Annotated in this window: 14 protein-coding genes and 1 CRISPR repeat array (1 of these 15 only partly in view); of the genes, 6 read left to right on the top strand and 8 right to left on the bottom strand. The window is 36.0% G+C overall.

The features are described 5' to 3' along the window. A CRISPR array of direct repeats spans positions 1-2,211; the repeat unit is 50 nt; unit sequence GTTGTGTGATTACACGATAAAGTTACAATAATTTGAAAGCAATTCACAAC (it extends 1,765 nt beyond the left edge of the window). A gap of 489 nt (positions 2,212-2,700) precedes the next feature. Further along, positions 2,701-3,696 carry an LLM class flavin-dependent oxidoreductase gene (locus GJV77_RS08305; RefSeq protein WP_155035909.1) on the top strand — a complete coding sequence of 332 codons (996 nt, stop codon included), beginning with the start codon at positions 2,701-2,703 and terminating at the stop codon, positions 3,694-3,696. A gap of 78 nt (positions 3,697-3,774) precedes the next feature. Here GJV77_RS08305 and GJV77_RS08300 read toward each other — a convergent pair whose 3' ends face one another. Then, positions 3,775-4,092, bottom strand: a complete 318-nt coding sequence (locus GJV77_RS08300; RefSeq protein WP_155035908.1) for a thioredoxin family protein — start codon at positions 4,090-4,092, stop codon at positions 3,775-3,777. Positions 4,093-4,143: 51 nt separating this feature from the next. After that, the gene (locus GJV77_RS08295; protein ID WP_155035907.1) at positions 4,144-4,503 is read right to left on the bottom strand and encodes a winged helix-turn-helix transcriptional regulator; all 360 of its coding nucleotides are present in this window, start codon (positions 4,501-4,503) and stop codon (positions 4,144-4,146) included. A 140-nt stretch (positions 4,504-4,643) separates the two neighbouring features. Here GJV77_RS08295 and GJV77_RS08290 point away from each other — a divergent pair, with 140 nt between their 5' ends. After that, on the top strand, positions 4,644-5,015 hold the full coding sequence (locus GJV77_RS08290; RefSeq protein WP_155035906.1) for a DoxX family protein: 372 nt from the start codon (positions 4,644-4,646) through the stop codon (positions 5,013-5,015). Positions 5,016-5,368: 353 nt separating this feature from the next. Here the strand turns inward: GJV77_RS08290 and GJV77_RS08285 are convergent, their stop codons facing one another. The 3 genes from GJV77_RS08285 to GJV77_RS08275 all read right to left on the bottom strand — a co-directional run bounded on the left by GJV77_RS08285 (position 5,369) and on the right by GJV77_RS08275 (position 10,303). Further along, the gene (locus GJV77_RS08285) at positions 5,369-6,871 is read right to left on the bottom strand and encodes a WG repeat-containing protein (protein WP_155035905.1); all 1,503 of its coding nucleotides are present in this window, start codon (positions 6,869-6,871) and stop codon (positions 5,369-5,371) included. 296 nt (positions 6,872-7,167) lie between these two features. Beyond that, positions 7,168-8,727, bottom strand: a complete 1,560-nt coding sequence (locus GJV77_RS08280) for an NAD(P)/FAD-dependent oxidoreductase (protein WP_155035904.1) — start codon at positions 8,725-8,727, stop codon at positions 7,168-7,170. Between the two features lie 157 nt (positions 8,728-8,884). Next, entirely contained in the window at positions 8,885-10,303 is a 1,419-nt protein-coding gene (locus GJV77_RS08275) for an aminotransferase-like domain-containing protein (RefSeq protein WP_155035903.1), read from the bottom strand. A gap of 92 nt (positions 10,304-10,395) precedes the next feature. Here GJV77_RS08275 and GJV77_RS08270 point away from each other — a divergent pair, with 92 nt between their 5' ends. Next, positions 10,396-11,295: a DMT family transporter gene (locus GJV77_RS08270; RefSeq protein WP_162853987.1), complete on the top strand. Its 900-nt coding sequence runs from the start codon at positions 10,396-10,398 to the stop codon at positions 11,293-11,295. 67 nt (positions 11,296-11,362) lie between these two features. On the opposite strand, the gene GJV77_RS08265 is transcribed toward GJV77_RS08270, so the two are convergent. Beyond that, entirely contained in the window at positions 11,363-11,773 is a 411-nt protein-coding gene (locus GJV77_RS08265) for a hypothetical protein (protein WP_155035902.1), read from the bottom strand. Positions 11,774-11,882: 109 nt separating this feature from the next. On the opposite strand from GJV77_RS08265, the gene mnmE reads away from it, so the two are divergent. The 3 genes from mnmE (at position 11,883) to GJV77_RS08250 (ending at position 15,026) form a co-directional block, all read left to right on the top strand. Further along, the gene (gene mnmE, locus GJV77_RS08260; protein WP_155035901.1) at positions 11,883-13,274 is read left to right on the top strand and encodes a tRNA uridine-5-carboxymethylaminomethyl(34) synthesis GTPase MnmE; all 1,392 of its coding nucleotides are present in this window, start codon (positions 11,883-11,885) and stop codon (positions 13,272-13,274) included. Positions 13,275-13,454: 180 nt separating this feature from the next. Then, positions 13,455-14,588 carry a site-specific integrase gene (locus GJV77_RS08255; protein WP_155035900.1) on the top strand — a complete coding sequence of 378 codons (1,134 nt, stop codon included), beginning with the start codon at positions 13,455-13,457 and terminating at the stop codon, positions 14,586-14,588. A gap of 120 nt (positions 14,589-14,708) precedes the next feature. Then, positions 14,709-15,026: a helix-turn-helix transcriptional regulator gene (locus tag GJV77_RS08250; RefSeq protein ID WP_240142840.1), complete on the top strand. Its 318-nt coding sequence runs from the start codon at positions 14,709-14,711 to the stop codon at positions 15,024-15,026. 127 nt (positions 15,027-15,153) lie between these two features. On the opposite strand, the gene GJV77_RS08245 is transcribed toward GJV77_RS08250, so the two are convergent. Both GJV77_RS08245 and GJV77_RS08240 read right to left on the bottom strand, forming a co-directional pair. After that, on the bottom strand, positions 15,154-16,461 hold the full coding sequence (locus tag GJV77_RS08245) for a TolC family protein (RefSeq protein ID WP_155035899.1): 1,308 nt from the start codon (positions 16,459-16,461) through the stop codon (positions 15,154-15,156). A 1-nt stretch (position 16,462) separates the two neighbouring features. Further along, the coding region (locus GJV77_RS08240) for an HlyD family efflux transporter periplasmic adaptor subunit (protein ID WP_155035898.1) at positions 16,463-17,211 on the bottom strand (749 nt) is incomplete at its 5' end.

Below are 17,211 nucleotides of genomic sequence, written 5' to 3'. Positions count from 1 at the left end.
GTGATTACACGATAAAGTTACAATAATTTGAAAGCAATTCACAACGATTAACAAACAAATCTTTTTTGATTATTTGTTGTGTGATTACACGATAAAGTTACAATAATTTGAAAGCAATTCACAACTCGCTTAGGCAATGAAGAAAGCCTTTGGAGGTTGTGTGATTACACGATAAAGTTACAATAATTTGAAAGCAATTCACAACGCCCTTAACATCATATACATTATCTTCCTCGTTGTGTGATTACACGATAAAGTTACAATAATTTGAAAGCAATTCACAACATATGTATTATTATTATTTTTAATAGTTATGTTGTGTGATTACACGATAAAGTTACAATAATTTGAAAGCAATTCACAACCGGTATTACTGCTTTTTCTGATAACTTTTTGTTGTGTGATTACACGATAAAGTTACAATAATTTGAAAGCAATTCACAACAGTTATTCCAAAACATTCCTTCCATATTTTGTTGTGTGATTACACGATAAAGTTACAATAATTTGAAAGCAATTCACAACATTTACTTGTGTATAATACTTTGTCGGAACGTTGTGTGATTACACGATAAAGTTACAATAATTTGAAAGCAATTCACAACATCTTTAATGTAGACAAACCCAAGCACATTGTTGTGTGATTACACGATAAAGTTACAATAATTTGAAAGCAATTCACAACTTATTGATTTTACACAAGATAACGTAAGTCGTTGTGTGATTACACGATAAAGTTACAATAATTTGAAAGCAATTCACAACATACCATTAATGGATTTAGTCATATCCTGAGTTGTGTGATTACACGATAAAGTTACAATAATTTGAAAGCAATTCACAACCCGATAGTAAAGTAACCGAGTTATCACTCCGTTGTGTGATTACACGATAAAGTTACAATAATTTGAAAGCAATTCACAACTACCCACTTCATTGGTAAGAAGTGTTTCTGGTTGTGTGATTACACGATAAAGTTACAATAATTTGAAAGCAATTCACAACACTTCGTTTGTTGTACCTGCTAATATAGCTGTTGTGTGATTACACGATAAAGTTACAATAATTTGAAAGCAATTCACAACCTTTAAATAACTATGTAGATTATAGCGATGGTTGTGTGATTACACGATAAAGTTACAATAATTTGAAAGCAATTCACAACGGTTCAACTGTAGGGTGGTTTAGTTCAACAGTTGTGTGATTACACGATAAAGTTACAATAATTTGAAAGCAATTCACAACCTCCAATCACCGTGTATTCGTTCTCAATGAGTTGTGTGATTACACGATAAAGTTACAATAATTTGAAAGCAATTCACAACTGTAACATCTGGCATACCTACTATTCTGTTGTTGTGTGATTACACGATAAAGTTACAATAATTTGAAAGCAATTCACAACCTTTAGATGTAGCTATCAAAGTGATAGAGTGTTGTGTGATTACACGATAAAGTTACAATAATTTGAAAGCAATTCACAACCATTGAAAAGGGAACCGGTAATGCCGGTGGGTTGTGTGATTACACGATAAAGTTACAATAATTTGAAAGCAATTCACAACATGAAGCGTAGCGAAAATGTAATACGTTTTGTTGTGTGATTACACGATAAAGTTACAATAATTTGAAAGCAATTCACAACATTACCAGTAGTTAAGATATAGCAGCATGAGTTGTGTGATTACACGATAAAGTTACAATAATTTGAAAGCAATTCACAACCATGCTTAAACCTTCTTATTAAAATTATTAGTTGTGTGATTACACGATAAAGTTACAATAATTTGAAAGCAATTCACAACTAATAACCTCTTTGATGTTTTAACATAAGTGTTGTGTGATTACACGATAAAGTTACAATAATTTGAAAGCAATTCACAACAATGGGGTTGGTTTTATGTGATGCTTCCTTGTTGTGTGATTACACGATAAAGTTACAATAATTTGAAAGCAATTCACAACAGTGGTTGACAGACTGTGAAAATTCGAAAAGTTGTGTGATTACACGATAAAGTTACAATAATTTGAAAGCAATTCACAACCACAACATCTAATGCTTGTATAAATAGATTATTCCCGTTGTGTGATTACACGATAAAGTTACAATAATTTGAAAGCAATTCACAACCAAACCCCTAAGATTGCTAATAGATTGCCAGTTGTGTGATTACACGATAAAGTTACAATAATTTGAAAGCAATTCACAACTAATCATACCATTTAGGAATTGAAATGTTTGTTATATGATACTCGATAAAGGTACAATAATTTGAAATATTTCTCCAACTTATTTAGGGATTAAGATAATAGTAAAGTATTTAGATATTCATGAAGTTAAAAAATAGGCAATCCATTCAGTACACTAGTCTCTCTATTTGTTGCGAAAAAGAGCCTTTTAATGAAACAAGTTACGAACAAGAGCAAAACCAAACAGGAACCCAAAAGCAGTTCTTTTGATTCTTCTTTCAAGCCCTTAGTCTAGTTTTTTATGAAGTAGGCTATAGTACCACAAGAATTCCCTTTAGACTTTTTCTTCTACTGGGTCTAATTAGTTGCTTTAATCAGAAAAAAAACTAAAAGGATATTTTTTCGATTTACTCCCCTTTACCTCCTTTTACTATCTTTTATCATTTCTTTAAACATTGCTCTTTCAAATAATCAGTAACTTTCCTTCTAAGAACGAAAGCCATAAATATTATGAAAACACAAATACCCTACTCTTTCTTAGACTTAGCAATCATAGGCCAAGACAAGAGCACAACAGCAACTTTACAAGATGTTCTAAAAGTAGCACAAAAAGCCGAAAAAGTAGGTTTTACGCGTTTGTGGTTTGCCGAGCATCACAATATGCCGCATATTGCTTCGTCTGCTACAGCTGTACTTATCGGCTATGTGGCGGGTGGAACTAATACCATACGTGTAGGCTCTGGTGGGATCATGCTGCCAAATCACGCCTCATTAGTCATCGCTGAGCAGTTTGGTACCTTAGATGCCCTATATCCTGATCGCATTGACTTAGGACTCGGTAGAGCTCCTGGTACTGATCAAGCAACAGCCATGGCTCTGCGCAGAAATGACATGCATGCAGTCAATCATTTTCCTCAACAAATAGAAGAGCTCAAACGTTACTTTAGAGGTGATGATCAGGCTAAGGTAAGAGCCTTTCCTGGCGAGGGAGCGAAGGTACCGATGTGGATACTGGGTTCTAGTACAGATAGTGCCTACTTAGCTGCCGAATTAGGTCTTCCGTATGCATTTGCAAGTCACTTTGCCCCAGAACAGATCATGCAAGCTGCCAATATTTACCGCAAAAACTTTGTGGCTTCTGAGCATTTGGACAAACCTTATTTTATGCCTTGTGTCAATGCCATCGTATCTGATAGTTTGGAAGAATCTTTTCGCTTGGCTACTTCTTTCTATCAAATGTTTTTGGGAATTATTCGAAATGATCGAAAGCCTATGCAACCTCCTTGTGATTCTATGCAAGGGCTATGGTCGGAGGTTGAAGAATACCATGTTTTGCAAAAAACGTCTTTATCTTTCATCGGCGACAAAGAAACAGTCAAGCAAGAGCTTCAAAATTTCTTTACCATCGTCGAGCCTGATGAGGTCATGATTACAACGCCTATTTATCATACTGATGATCGCGTAAAAAGCATTGCATTGTTTGCAGAGATTATGCAATCCTTCTAAATACATCAGCCCCCAAAGAATCATATACCTTGGGGGCTGTTTTTATGTTTATTCGAAAAAAAGCGATGCCACTATCACCTACTCAATAGTGTTTAATTCGCTGACCTCCATGACGTACTTCACAATTAGCTGAGGAGGGGTCACACCGCTCTGACGCCAGTAGATATCCCCCTGTTTGTTAAGCAAAATAAGCGTAGGCACACTGCGTATATAGAACTCCTCTACCCACTCGCGATCCTTGTCTAAATTGACCATACGCAAGTCTACATACTCCTCTATATCAGCCTTGATATGATTAACTACCCCGGTCTGCGTACGACATGGCGCGCACCAATCTGCGTAAAACTGCAAGAGGATTGGTCTGTCCAAATTGTCAAAATCTATTGTATTATCCATGGTCTGTATTCTGGTGTTATTGATTGTCTGCTTGATCTCACAATCCGATAGCTATTTTTTATAAATGGTTTGGCGATATTGTTGTCCCCAGTCCATAATCTCTTTGATTACTTTCTCCAAAGTCTGTCCGTATTCGGTCAGCTCGTATTCTACCGAAATTGGCTTTGTGTTTAATACTGTACGTTTAATCAAGTGATTAGCTTCTAGATCTTGAAGTTCTTTAGAAAGCATCTTCGTGCCAATCCCTTCTACTTCTCGCTTGAGATCCATAAAGCGCATCTTTCCACCATGCATGAGTGTTCCTAAGATATATACCTTCCATTTGCCAGAAAGTAGACTCATTGTATCCTTTATCGCTACTATTCTCACCTGACATTGAGGCGAAGCATTCAACAGCTCTTTTTTACTCATATCACACTTAATTAATTGGCTAAAATTACGCTTTTTGTAAGCAGTACCCAAAAGGAAAGTAGTTTCCAAAAGGGAACTTATAGGAATATCTATACAGAGAGTCTTTAAGTTTGTCATTGGAAACAATAAAATAAAATCTTATGAATAAACAAAAAATTGCCTTTTGGGTATCGACTGTACTGTTTTCAGTATTCATGCTATTTAGTGCCTACAATTATATCGCCTCAGAAGAAATGAAGCAAGCCTTTGTACACCTGGGATTCCCTGATTACTTCAGAGTGGAGCTAGCCGTAGCGAAGGCTATTGGCTCAGTGGTGCTTTTACTTCCTATGCTACCGCGTACCCTGAGAGGCTTTGCCTACGCAGGTTTTGTCATTAATATCGTATCCGCTGCCGTTGCTCACCTTGCTATCGGGGAACCTGTAAGCTCTTTGGGCTTCGTATTAATCGCAGCTATCTTATTAACTATTTCGTATTTCAGCGCTTTTTGTCCATGTGCAAAAAAATGCTAATCCTCGTACGGGCGAATTGATATCCCTCGTACGGGCGAATTGCAATTCGCCCCTACATTATTTCGCGAATGCCTTTTCGCACATACGATTCCTCGACGGGCGAATTGATATCCCTCATACGGGCGAATTGCAATTCGCCCCTACATTATTTCGCGAATGCCTTTTCGCACATACGATTCCTCGACGGGCGAATTGATATCCCTCATACGGGCGAATTGCAATTCGCCCCTACATTATTTCGCGAATGCCTTTTCGCACATACGATTCCTCGACGGGCGAATTGATATCCCTCATACGGGCGAATTGCAATTCGCCCCTACATTATTTCATGCTTATGATATATTTTCTAAAAACTACTTATACGTAATTTCAAGGCTTAATAGACCGTACTCTTTTTGAATACTGAGTCTCATCTGATCACTTTCATAACTATCAGTCGCTGTCTTAACGAAATTTGTCAACTTCAACAATAACTCTTCTTCTAGTAAATCTATTCTTTTATTCATATTACCTGTTAGGTAGATATCGTATTTTAATCCAGTCGGTTTGCTAGCTAACGTTGTCGAATCTATTAGATGACCAATTGTCGAAAAGGAATAAGAAACATCAACAGACACCGTTTTTTTGTTAATCAACAACTGACTTGAAGAATTCTCATAGTTCTTTGGTGATAAATCTAGTAAAGCAAAAATAGCCTCATAGGTCATTATTGGTGTCACTCCTTCTAATTTCTCTAGCTTCATTCTATCTAGAATTTCACCTACATTAATATATTCGCTAAATACCATTCGAAAATGTGTATCTAATAAATATGTCTGAGTAGCAATATCAAACGGAACCTCTATCCTAGCAGGTGGTATTACGTAGTTTCCTTTCTTGCCTATAAACCCTGTATAGCCATCTTGAGTCACTGGTGCAATATCGCCTAAAAACATATACGCATTTGTATATCTTGGCTCAATGATCATCTCTCCTTTTTTATTAATATACCCAAACAAATTATCCAGACGCACTAAGGCAAGGTCTCTGATAGAGAAAGGATGTATCTCTTGGTAGATAGCAGGAATAACAACGGCACCTTCTCTGTCTAACCAGCCAAACTTATTCCCTTGTTCAAACATATAAAGGTCTCCATCGACATGCAAATCCACAAAATTATCTGTCAATAAGACCTTGCCTTCTTTATCTATAACAGCTACACTATCTATACTATGGTACACGACTGCTACGCCATATCTAAACATTTTGGCGAAATAGTATTGAGGCTGAATGACAAAATCTCCATTTGTATCAATATATCCCCACCCTTTCTCTTGATCCTTCACTGGAGCTAGCCCTTCATTAAAACTCTTTACCTGCTCATAAATAGGCTGCACAACTACCTCTCCTTTTTTATCAACAAATCCCCAGCGCAAGAGACCTTCATCGTTATACACCGCAAACTTAGCTAAACCATTGGTGTAATTCCCTACTACCTCTGCAATGTCCATTGTGAACAATTCTTCCCCTGATTGGTTTAAAGCAATAGGGCGACTATCCTCTCTTGTTCCCCAAGCAATCCCTTCAGAAAAAACGGAAGCATTTACATAGGTTGGAGGAATTACATATTGGCCTTTTGTATCAATATACCCCCACGTCTTTTGCTTGTTATCAGCCTGCACTAGAGCGAGTCCCTCTCTAAAAAGAGAACCTTTCAGATAGTTGTTTTTTAAAACGGTATTGCCCTTTTGATCAATATATTCTATATATATTCCTCTCATGATTGGAATTAACTCTGTGCTATACTTGGTTGCATAACTAGAAAACAAAAGTGAGATTACTGATAATACAACAACTAATTTTAAAGTCTGTTTCATAAAATTATTTAATTCTATCCTCCTCACTATCAATTATCGTGCTACCATTCTTCTATTAATACCTATATTTGACCAAGTAAACGAACAATATTCCATCTATTTTAAAATTAATTGTTTAATTCAACACCAATTTCTCTAAAGTAAAATCAAGTTTGACAGGAAAGTCATAAATAACTATCAATTAGCTTTCTATCGTTAAAAATTCGAGAACTCAAATACAATGTATTGCTCCTATTCAAAAAAAAAAGCCTAACTACACTTGTAGTTAGGCTGATATATCATAAAACTTTTTTTTCTTATTGCATGCTCTCTACACACATGATGGCACATTTTTCTCCGTCAATAGCAGCTGATATGATACCACCTGCATAACCTGCACCTTCTCCACAAGGGTAAAGTCCTTTAATCTGCGGGTGGACTAAGGTGTAATCTTCACGAGGAATACGTACAGGAGAAGAAGTTCTACTCTCTGGAGCATGAAGGATAGCTTCGTTGGTAAAATACCCCTTCATTGACTTACCAAACTCTTGGAAGCCCTCTCTCATGATTTGCGTTAAGAATCCAGGAAACACTTCACCCAACTCTGTAGAAGTTGTCCCTGGCACATAAGACGTCTTCGGTATAGAAGACGACACTTTAGACTGTGAGAAATCAACCATGCGCTGTGCTGGTACTCGCTGTGTCTCTCCAGCCAATAAGAAAGCTCGCTGCTCTATCGCTTTTTGAAACTCCATACCTGCTAAGGCACCGTGTTTCTCAAAAGGCTTAAAGTCCTCTAGTCTCAACTCTACTACGATACCTGAATTAGCAGTTGGCTGATCTCGTTTTGACGGTGACCATCCATTGGTTACTACTTCCCCTGGAGCTGTCGCACAAGGAGCAATCACCCCTCCCGGACACATACAGAATGAGTACATTCCACGTCCATTGACCTGCTTTACAATAGAATATGGTGCAGGAGGTAGGAACTCCCCTCTGTAGTCACATGAATACTGTATCTTGTCAATTAAAGACTGTGGGTGCTCTGCACGTACCCCTAAGGCAAATGGCTTCGCTTCAATTAGTACTTGCTTACGATCCAACAATTCGTATATATCACGAGCAGAGTGCCCCGTAGCTAAGATTACTTTCTTCGCTTCGATGACATCTCCTCCATTGACTACTACACCATGTATTTCACTTGCTTTAATAATAAAGTCAACTACTTTTGTTTCAAACAAAACTTCTCCGCCAAACTCGATAATTTTAGCGCGCATATCCTGCATAATCTTTGGTAACTTATTCGTTCCGATATGTGGATGAGCTTCTACTAAGATATCTTGGGTAGCCCCGAAAGCCACCAACAACTCTAAGATACGGTTGACATCACCTCGCTTTTTAGAACGCGTATAGAGCTTACCATCTGAATAGGTACCTGCACCTCCTTCTCCGAAACAATAATTCGAATCAGGGTTCACAATGTGATCTCTATTAATAGCTTTTAAATCTCTACGACGACCTCGAACATCTTTTCCCCTCTCTACAACGATGGGCTTTACCCCTAATTCAATCAATTGTAAAGCAGCAAAATATCCTGCAGGTCCTGCCCCTACAACAATTACTCTTGGAGCGTCTTGAACACTTTTATATTCGGGAAAGCCGATGTGTCTATGCACAATATCTTCGTCTGCAAAGAATATAGCTACCTTCAAATTAACCTTTACGGTGCGCTGTCTAGCATCAATCGATCGTTTAAGGATTGTAATATGCTTAATGTCTCTAATTGGACACTTTAATTGGTTGGCAACGTACTGAGTCAATAGATCAGCAGTACCTGCTACTTCAGGAAGAACTTGTAACTGTAATTCTTGTGGCATTTTGTTATAAAGCAAATAAAAATTATGCGACAAAAGTAAACCAAAAAAGCTATCATTTTCCACCTTTTATTAAATGAAACCTATTTTTTTTACAATTGACTAAATAAAAAAACCACAACACCTATAAAACATTGCATTAAGGTCAAACAAAAATGTCTTATTTCATAAGCTGTTTACTCAATTCCCCTAATCGCTGTAACTTTTGATCAACTGATATAGACCATGGAAGACCAATACACAAACGAATACAATTTTGAAACTGTTCTTGTACAGTAAACATCCGTCCTGGTGCAATACTAATTCCTTCAGCAATAGCCAAATCGTATAATGCTAAAGCATCGATACGCTGATCTAGTTCTATCCATAGAGACAATCCTCCCTGTGGACGATTGATTTTGGTATGTACAGGAAAACTGGTAATAATTGTATTGAGATATTTCTGGTAATTCTCATAAAGACCGTGTCTCAGTTTTCTCAAATGCTTATCGTACTTTCCCGTACGCATAAAACTAGCCACTGCCTCCTGCATCAATCCCGGGGTAGAAATCTCATGCAACAATTTTTGGCGAAGGATCTGCTCTTTATATTTACCTGGTGCCACCCACCCCACGCGATACCCTGGCGCCAATGTCTTAGATACCGAACTACACCAAAGTACATTACCTGTCTTGTCATAAGCCTTACAACAACTAGGTCGTTGATTCCCAAAGTATAGATCACCATAAACATCATCCTCTATCAAAGGAATATTATGCTGATCCAATAGGGCTACTATCTCTTTTTTGTGGGACTCAGGCATACAACTCCCCATAGGGGTATTATAATTAGAAATAAGTAAACAAAGATCAATATGATCTATAGCCTCTCTAAGCGCACTAACCTTAATCCCAGTGACTGGATCTGTAGGCAACTCGACCACTTTAAACCCTAAATCAATCGCTAACTGAAACACACCTGGATAGCAGGGACTCTCAATAGCAATGGTATCTCCAGGTTTACCAAGTGCTAATAGACACATGGATATAGCACTCATACTCCCGTTAGCAGTAACAATATCCTCTTCCATCAATGAACCTCCCCACGTGATAGATCGCTGAGCAATCACTCTTCTCAAGTTTAAATTTCCCGAAACAGAATCATATTCAATTCCTCCATTAACCAGTGTCCTAGAAGCAGCGAGCATCTCCTTTTTCATTTTCATCACTGGCAAAAAATCGTCGTAAAGTGTACTATAAGAAAATAAAGTCAACGAGCGATTGCCCATATTACTATATACTTTTCGAATAATCTCTTTAGGCTCCTTATTATTGGCGAGCAAAACCGGCTTACTAACTTCCGGCAAAGGAATATCTACAAAAGAAAGATTAGTGACAAAATAACCCGATTGCGGTTTTGCCTCTACCAATCCATTAGCCTCTAACTCTTGGTAAATGCGCGAAGCTGTATTCATACTCACTTTATAAGTGGTACAAAGCATTCGCACCGAAGGTAATCTATCCCCGGGCTTTAATACACCACCTCTAATCTGATCAGCTATCGAAGTGGCTATTCGCTGATAAATGTATTCTTGTTCCATAACAATTGCAACTGTACTCGTATAAATATACAAAATTGATACTGTACTTACCACTATAATAAGCGAAGTTTGCTGAAAAGAAATGAAAAAAAATGAAACAAGTATTAAGTACATTAGACAATACATCAGCGATGACCAATAATACTAATGGTTGGATCAACGGATTTATAGGTGTATTGCTATTCAGTGGATCAATGCCAGCGACAAAAATAGCGGTATTATCGTTAGACCCGTTGTTTGTAACAGCTTCAAGAGCAGCTATTGCAGGGGTATTAGCCCTAATCTGCTTATTAGCCTTCAAAGAAAAACGACCAACGAAGCAACAAATATTACCTTTACTAATCGTCGCAATAGGGGGTGTTATAGGCTTTCCACTCTTATCAGCTTTAGCCTTACAACACATTACTTCAGCACATTCGCTTGTATTTTTGGGAATACTACCTATGAGTACAGCCGTATTCGCGGTAATAAGAGGAGGAGAAAAACCAAAACCAATCTTTTGGTTATTTTCAATTATGGGAAGTCTATTAGTTATTGGATTTGCCGTTTTACAGGGAGGTACGAGTTCACTAATAGGAAATGTACTCATGTTACTCGCTATCATACTATGTGGACTAAGCTATGCAGAAGGAGCAAAACTATCCAAATCATTGGGTGGTTGGCAAGTTATCTCTTGGGCAGTCGTGTTATCACTTCCCATCTCAATTGCTTGTGTAGTAACAACACTGCCAATAGCAGCTACATTAGTACCAGTAAGTGCATGGGTAGGAACTGCTTACTTAGGGGTGTTTAGTATGTTTGTTGGATTTGTCTTTTGGTATAAAGGCTTAGCTCAAGGAGGAATAGCCCAAGTAGGACAATTACAATTACTACAACCATTCTTTGGATTAGCACTAGCTGCATTTTTACTAAACGAACAGGTAAGTTCTAATATGTTATTGGTAACCCTAGGGGTTATCCTATGTGTGGCAGGTAGCAAAAAATTCGCTTAATACGCCAAACCAAATACACAGCGAAAAGCAGTATCGAGTTAATCCTTTGTACTGCTTTTTTTCGTTACTATCTACGCAGGTGAAAAGGACTCAATCTGCATTGATTTGCCTTTATCGAATCACATGAATCACTCTGCTTTTGCAACAAAACTTCCCTCTGCGCCAACTGATCCTGCCATTGTTCCTTGTAACACAAAAGGCACACAATACCTTTAACTCTAATTCGATTCTCCAATGTCGCTTTGTTTAGACCTTGCTTAACTAATTCGTCAATTGCTGGATTGAGTAAGTCTATCTGACCTTGTTTTAACTGTACGGCATTCTGATCAAGTGTCTGTTCAATTCGCAAGAGATAAGGTAACACTCTATCAGATATTGTCTTGATCTGCTGTTGGTCTTCAATACTCATTCGATAAGGTTGTGCCTGAGCCAATACAGGTAGTAAGACCAATAAAGAAATACTCAAAACTCTAAACATAAATACAAATATACCCTTAAATATACAAATAAATCGATTAATGCTTAACAGGTAAACCCCGTTTAGATTAGTGAATTAATAGTATCTTTGCTCCATAATAGATGAATATATGATATTAGAAGATACTATAGTAGCTCTAGCTACCCCATCAGGAGCAGGAGCTATTGCCATCATAAGGGTATCGGGTAAAGACGCAATCACACTGGTAAATGGCATCTTTAAATCGATAAAAAATAAAGACCTAACAAAGCAAAAAACGCATACACTCCACTTGGGACATATCGTCGATGGAGACCGTGTAATAGATCAAGTATTAATCTCTGTATTCAAAGGGCCTAACTCTTATACAGGAGAAAATACAATTGAAATTTCGTGTCATGGATCAACCTTCATTCAACAGCAGATCATTCAACTATGCCTTCGAAAAGGGGCAAAAATGGCACAAGCTGGAGAATTTACGATGCGTGCATTTTTAAACGGCAAGTTAGACCTCTCACAAGCAGAAGCTGTAGCAGACTTAATCGCTTCAGATAACGAGGCAAGCCATCAAATCGCAATGCAGCAAATGCGTGGAGGGTTCTCAAGTGAGATTGCCAAACTGCGTGAGCAATTGCTAAATTTCGCTTCGTTAATCGAATTAGAACTAGACTTCTCAGAAGAAGACGTAGAGTTTGCTGACCGTACTCAGTTCAAAGAACTAATTGATCGCATTGAATTCGTCTTAAAACGACTAATCGACTCTTTCGCAGTAGGTAACGTAATCAAAAACGGTATTCCAGTTGCTATCGTAGGAGAACCAAATGTAGGTAAATCCACCCTATTAAATGCTTTACTGAACGAAGAACGCGCAATCGTATCAGATATCGCTGGAACTACCCGTGATACAATTGAAGATGAATTAGTCATCGATGGTATAGGCTTTAGATTTATCGATACGGCAGGTATTCGCGAAACAAAAGATGTTGTCGAGAGTATTGGTATCCAAAAAACTTTTGAGAAGATAGAGGCTGCCCAGGTAGTCATCTATTTAATTGATGGTGCCAAATTAAATAGTAGTTCATTAGAAGAAATCAAACTTGAGCTTGAAAAACTGAAAAATAAATACCCTCTAAAACCTCTTCTTGTCGTATGTAATAAGAGAGACTTACTAACTGCTGATCAAATCACTCAGTATCAAGCAAACATTGAGAATTTAATGCTAATGTCTGCTAAAGATAATATAGGTGTGGAGGAATTAAAACAAGCTCTATTAAGCTTTGTCAATACAGGTGCTCTTCGCAATAACGAGACTATCGTGACTAATACCCGCCACTATGACTCTCTGCTGAAAGCTCTAGAGGAAATCGAAAAAGTAAAATGGGGGCTTCAGACGAATTTATCTGCAGACCTTATGGCTATCGATATCCGCCAAGCCTTATACTTCTTCGGTGAAATAACAGGACAAGTTACCAATGATGAGTTATTAGGGAATATTTTTGCGAACTTTTGTATCGGTAAATAACCTGTCTTTTTAATACTTTTATTTGATTTAAAATGCTTTGAAAATCAAATAGTTGTGTGTTAAATGTTTTTATAAGATGTCCTTATTTTCTATATTAGTCACAACATATTCACAACATAATAAAAAAGTGTTGTGAAAGTGTTGTGAAAAATCGGTCTCCCTTAACCTAATATAGATATTATGAACATCACACTTAAACAACGAAAACTACCTAGTGGAAGAATAAGTCTTCTAATTGAGTACACAAAAGGAGTTGAAGTTACTTCTACTGGAAAGAAGAAGTATATCAGAGAATTTGAAAACCTAAAACTCTTTTTACATGGCGCTCCTAATAGTCCAAAGGAGAGAAAGGAAAACAAAGAAGCCCTTCAAATGGCTGAGAATATCTTAGCTATTCGACAAAGTGAAAACCTTAGAGGTAAATATGGAATTAAGAATAAGCATAAAGGGCAACGTTGCTTCCTGGATTTCTTTCTTGAAAAAACAGAAGAGAAATATGAAAGTCCTAAAAACTACGGAAATTGGACAGCTTCTTTTCTTCATTTAAAACGCTGTGTCTCCCCTACTTTTACTTTTGATGAAGTAGATGATGAATTTTTAAAAAAAGTCAGACATTACTTTGATACAAAGGCGCTTACTAAAAGTAAACTCCCTTTATCATTAAACTCAAAATACTCTTATCTCAATAAGTTTAGAGCTGCTCTTAGATTAGCCTTTGAAGAAGGTTATCTAACAATTAACTATGCTCAAAAAGTAAAGAGTTTTAAGCAAGCTGAAAGTCAGAGAGAGTACCTTACGTTTAATGAAGTGCAAAGCCTGGTAAAAACTGATTGTAAATACGAAGTACTTAAACGAGCCTTTTTATTTTCTTGTTTAACTGGTCTTCGTTGGTCTGATATTAATAATCTAGTTTGGTCTGAAGTAAGAGATGAAGATCATGTTTGTAGAGTCATCTATAGACAAGAGAAAACAGAAGGTGTTGAATACCTTTATATCTCCAAACAGGCAAGAGAACTCTTAGGAGAAAGAGAATCACTTAACCAGCGCGTTTTCACTGGTCTTAAATACTCAGCAGTTTACAATAACGAAATTGTTCGTTGGTGTAACAGAGCAGGTATTCACAAACATATTACCTTCCATAGTGCTAGACACACTAATGCGGTACTACTCTTAGAGAATGGAGCGGATATTTATACGGTTTCCAAGCGCTTAGGACATCGTGAAATTAGAACTACTCAAATCTATGCTAAAATCATAGATAGTAAAATGAAAGAAGCCTCTGAGCTTATTCCAGAGCTTAAATTTGGATTTTAAACCAAAGGATTAATTACAGATTATAATTATGCTAAAGCCAAGTGGTACTTAAAAGTACACTTGGCTTTAGTCGTTTATGATATAATAGTAGTTTGCTTCAAAATCTAAAAACAATTGATTATGGAAACTATTAAACTTATACTTGAAAAACTTGATTATCTAGAGCAACTTATCATCTCTAATAATAAGGAAATTCTGTCTGTGGAAGAACTAGAGAAATACACTGGTTTTAAAAAATCGTATATCTATCACCTGGTTCATTACAGTAAAATCCCCTACTCTAAACCGAATGGTAAATACTTGTTCTTTCAGAAGTCTGAAATTAATGAGTGGCTGCTAAAAAACAAGTCTTTTGGAAAGCTTTGGAGTTCTTCTCCAGTTTTAAACTGTTTGAAAAACTCATCCGGAAATAGTTCTTTTGTTTCCATAACTATGTAAATATTAAATATATAAAAAAATTCTACTCAGTTTTAACCCAAGCAGAATTTTATACTTACACAGTTTTCGGTATAGTGTCACTTGAAATTTACATTTGGAAGTAAAAATTACTAAACGTGTCATTCTATTACATCGAAAAAACACTATCCTTATAGAATCCTATAACTCCCTTGTTATAAACATATTCATATTTTGCCTTGATTAACTCTCCTTGAGTATTAAAATAATCTTTTTGTGTCAATAACAATTCTGTCAAACTAATTTTGCCATACTCATATTTCAACTGATCAGCTTCAAAAGATTTTTGAGCAAATAGTAGAGCACTAGACACTGATTTCAATTTCTCTTTAGACGCGACTAAATCATTATTTGCCTGACTTAAGACCTTAATCAATCTGTTTTTTTCTATATCGGTTCTAACCAAACTCTGCTTATGTTGAACTTTAGCTCTTTTAACATTATAGCGAACAGCAAAACCATTGAATACAGGAATAGATAAGGATAAACTAAATCCATAATTCTTATTGTTATTCCATTGTTCATTAAAACTAAAATTGCTATTACTATCACTATAAAAAGATCCATAATTTAGCTGTAGATTTAAAGATGGTAAATAAGCAGATTGACTAATTTTAATATTTAATTTTGCACTCTCTTCTTGTTTTTTAACCATCAAAAAACCTGGAATTTCCTCATATTTTTTTTCTACATCAATTTGATAATCATCATCAATTTCTCCAAACTCCTCTACGTTTAAAGCCTGCAAATGAATGCTAGATTGGATTGAAATATTAGCCAACTGTTGCAAATTTAAATAATACATCTTCAATGTATTTTCAGTTGTTATCAAATTTGAATACTCAGATGCTATTTGTGCATCAAGCTTGAATAATTCACTTTCCGCTATTACACCCTCTTCAAACCTTACTTGCAAAAATTCTTTTTGTCGTTTTGAAATTTCATTTTGCTTCTTATAGCTTTTTATCAATTCTTCAGTATACAGTATCGCCGTATACAATGAAGCCACTTCAATGGTTATATCATCTCTAATCTTTTCAATTATAGTTTTTTGAATATCAATCCCAGCTTTCGCCATTTTTATGCTGTTGCGTTTTGAAAAACCTTCAAACAAAACAAGATTACTTGCTAGACTTCCAGAATAAGATTTAAACTTTGTATCAATGTATGAATTTGAATAAGGATCTATACTTCTTCCAAAAGCATTATTATTAGAAGCACTAGCATTTAAACTTGGATAAATATCTTTTCTAGTCTTCTGATATTGAATTACTGCAAGTTCCTCTTCTAATAAAGCTTCTTTTAGCTCTAAGTTATTTTCTAGAACTAAATTCAAACAATCTTTAAAAGTCAATGTATCTTGTCCATACATTAAGTTTAATTGAAAAAACAAAAAGAATAAAATACACTTTCTCATCCTATTGTCGTTTAAATAAATCTCTAAATTGATACAATAATCGTTCGATAAGCTTTAAATCATCAGTAACGATGTCAGCTCTACCCGACATTTCTTGTTGGAATACTAATTCTTTATTATATGATGTTCTTAAGCCATTTGGTAAATCAATATCGACCAATAAATTGTTTTCTTTATCGGGTATAAGAGCGAATGATTTCACTTTACCTTTTATTATACCAAATTCTCTGTCAGGATAATTATCTAATCTAATATTTACTGTTTGTCCCTCCTTTATTTTTCCAGAATTATGCACTGTCGCTTTCACCTTTCCAATAAAATTATTATTTTGAGGAATAATAACAAACACATTTTCTTCAGCCACAATGTTTTGATACTCTTTCCATATCTGTAAAAAGGAGATTCTTCCATCAATAGAAGACCGAATTACATAGCTCTGTTCCCAATCAAAAATTGACTTTTCCAATTTATTAAATGATAAAATAACATCTCTTTTCAGTTTCAATTGATCCTTCGACTCACTCAATACAGTCGTTTTTTTATTTTTATTCAAATTATTCAGAGAAGAACGTATCAATATTATTTGTGACTCCAAATCATTAATACTTTTTTGTTGCTGCAGAAACTCCATATTTTTAGTCTCCCATTCTTGACTAGGAATTACACCTTTATCAAATAATCTTTTATATCGATCTAGTTCCGTTCTTTTATACGTGGTTATTTCGGTCGGACCATGCCACCTATTTCGGT

The sequence above is a fragment of the Myroides pelagicus genome (genome assembly GCF_009711055.1).
In the GTDB taxonomy this organism is placed as follows: domain Bacteria; phylum Bacteroidota; class Bacteroidia; order Flavobacteriales; family Flavobacteriaceae; genus Flavobacterium; species Flavobacterium pelagicum.
This window is presented reverse-complemented; position numbering and strand designations above follow the sequence as displayed.

Excerpts from the sequence above, each read along its gene's own strand:
- GJV77_RS08265 (WP_155035902.1), bottom strand. The coding sequence starts at position 11,773 with ATGTTTAGAGTTTTGAGTATTTCTTTATTGGTCTTACTACCTGTATTG.
- GJV77_RS08300 (WP_155035908.1), bottom strand. The coding sequence starts at position 4,092 with ATGGATAATACAATAGATTTTGACAATTTGGACAGACCAATCCTCTTG.
- GJV77_RS08285 (WP_155035905.1), bottom strand. The coding sequence starts at position 6,871 with ATGAAACAGACTTTAAAATTAGTTGTTGTATTATCAGTAATCTCACTT.
- GJV77_RS08250 (WP_240142840.1), top strand. The coding sequence starts at position 14,709 with ATGGAAACTATTAAACTTATACTTGAAAAACTTGATTATCTAGAGCAA.
- GJV77_RS08295 (WP_155035907.1), bottom strand. The coding sequence starts at position 4,503 with ATGAGTAAAAAAGAGCTGTTGAATGCTTCGCCTCAATGTCAGGTGAGA.
- GJV77_RS08280 (WP_155035904.1), bottom strand. The coding sequence starts at position 8,727 with ATGCCACAAGAATTACAGTTACAAGTTCTTCCTGAAGTAGCAGGTACT.
- GJV77_RS08255 (WP_155035900.1), top strand. The coding sequence starts at position 13,455 with ATGAACATCACACTTAAACAACGAAAACTACCTAGTGGAAGAATAAGT.
- GJV77_RS08305 (WP_155035909.1), top strand. The coding sequence starts at position 2,701 with ATGAAAACACAAATACCCTACTCTTTCTTAGACTTAGCAATCATAGGC.
- GJV77_RS08290 (WP_155035906.1), top strand. The coding sequence starts at position 4,644 with ATGAATAAACAAAAAATTGCCTTTTGGGTATCGACTGTACTGTTTTCA.
- GJV77_RS08270 (WP_162853987.1), top strand. The coding sequence starts at position 10,396 with ATGAAACAAGTATTAAGTACATTAGACAATACATCAGCGATGACCAAT.
- GJV77_RS08245 (WP_155035899.1), bottom strand. The coding sequence starts at position 16,461 with ATGAGAAAGTGTATTTTATTCTTTTTGTTTTTTCAATTAAACTTAATG.
- mnmE (WP_155035901.1), top strand. The coding sequence starts at position 11,883 with ATGATATTAGAAGATACTATAGTAGCTCTAGCTACCCCATCAGGAGCA.
- GJV77_RS08275 (WP_155035903.1), bottom strand. The coding sequence starts at position 10,303 with ATGGAACAAGAATACATTTATCAGCGAATAGCCACTTCGATAGCTGAT.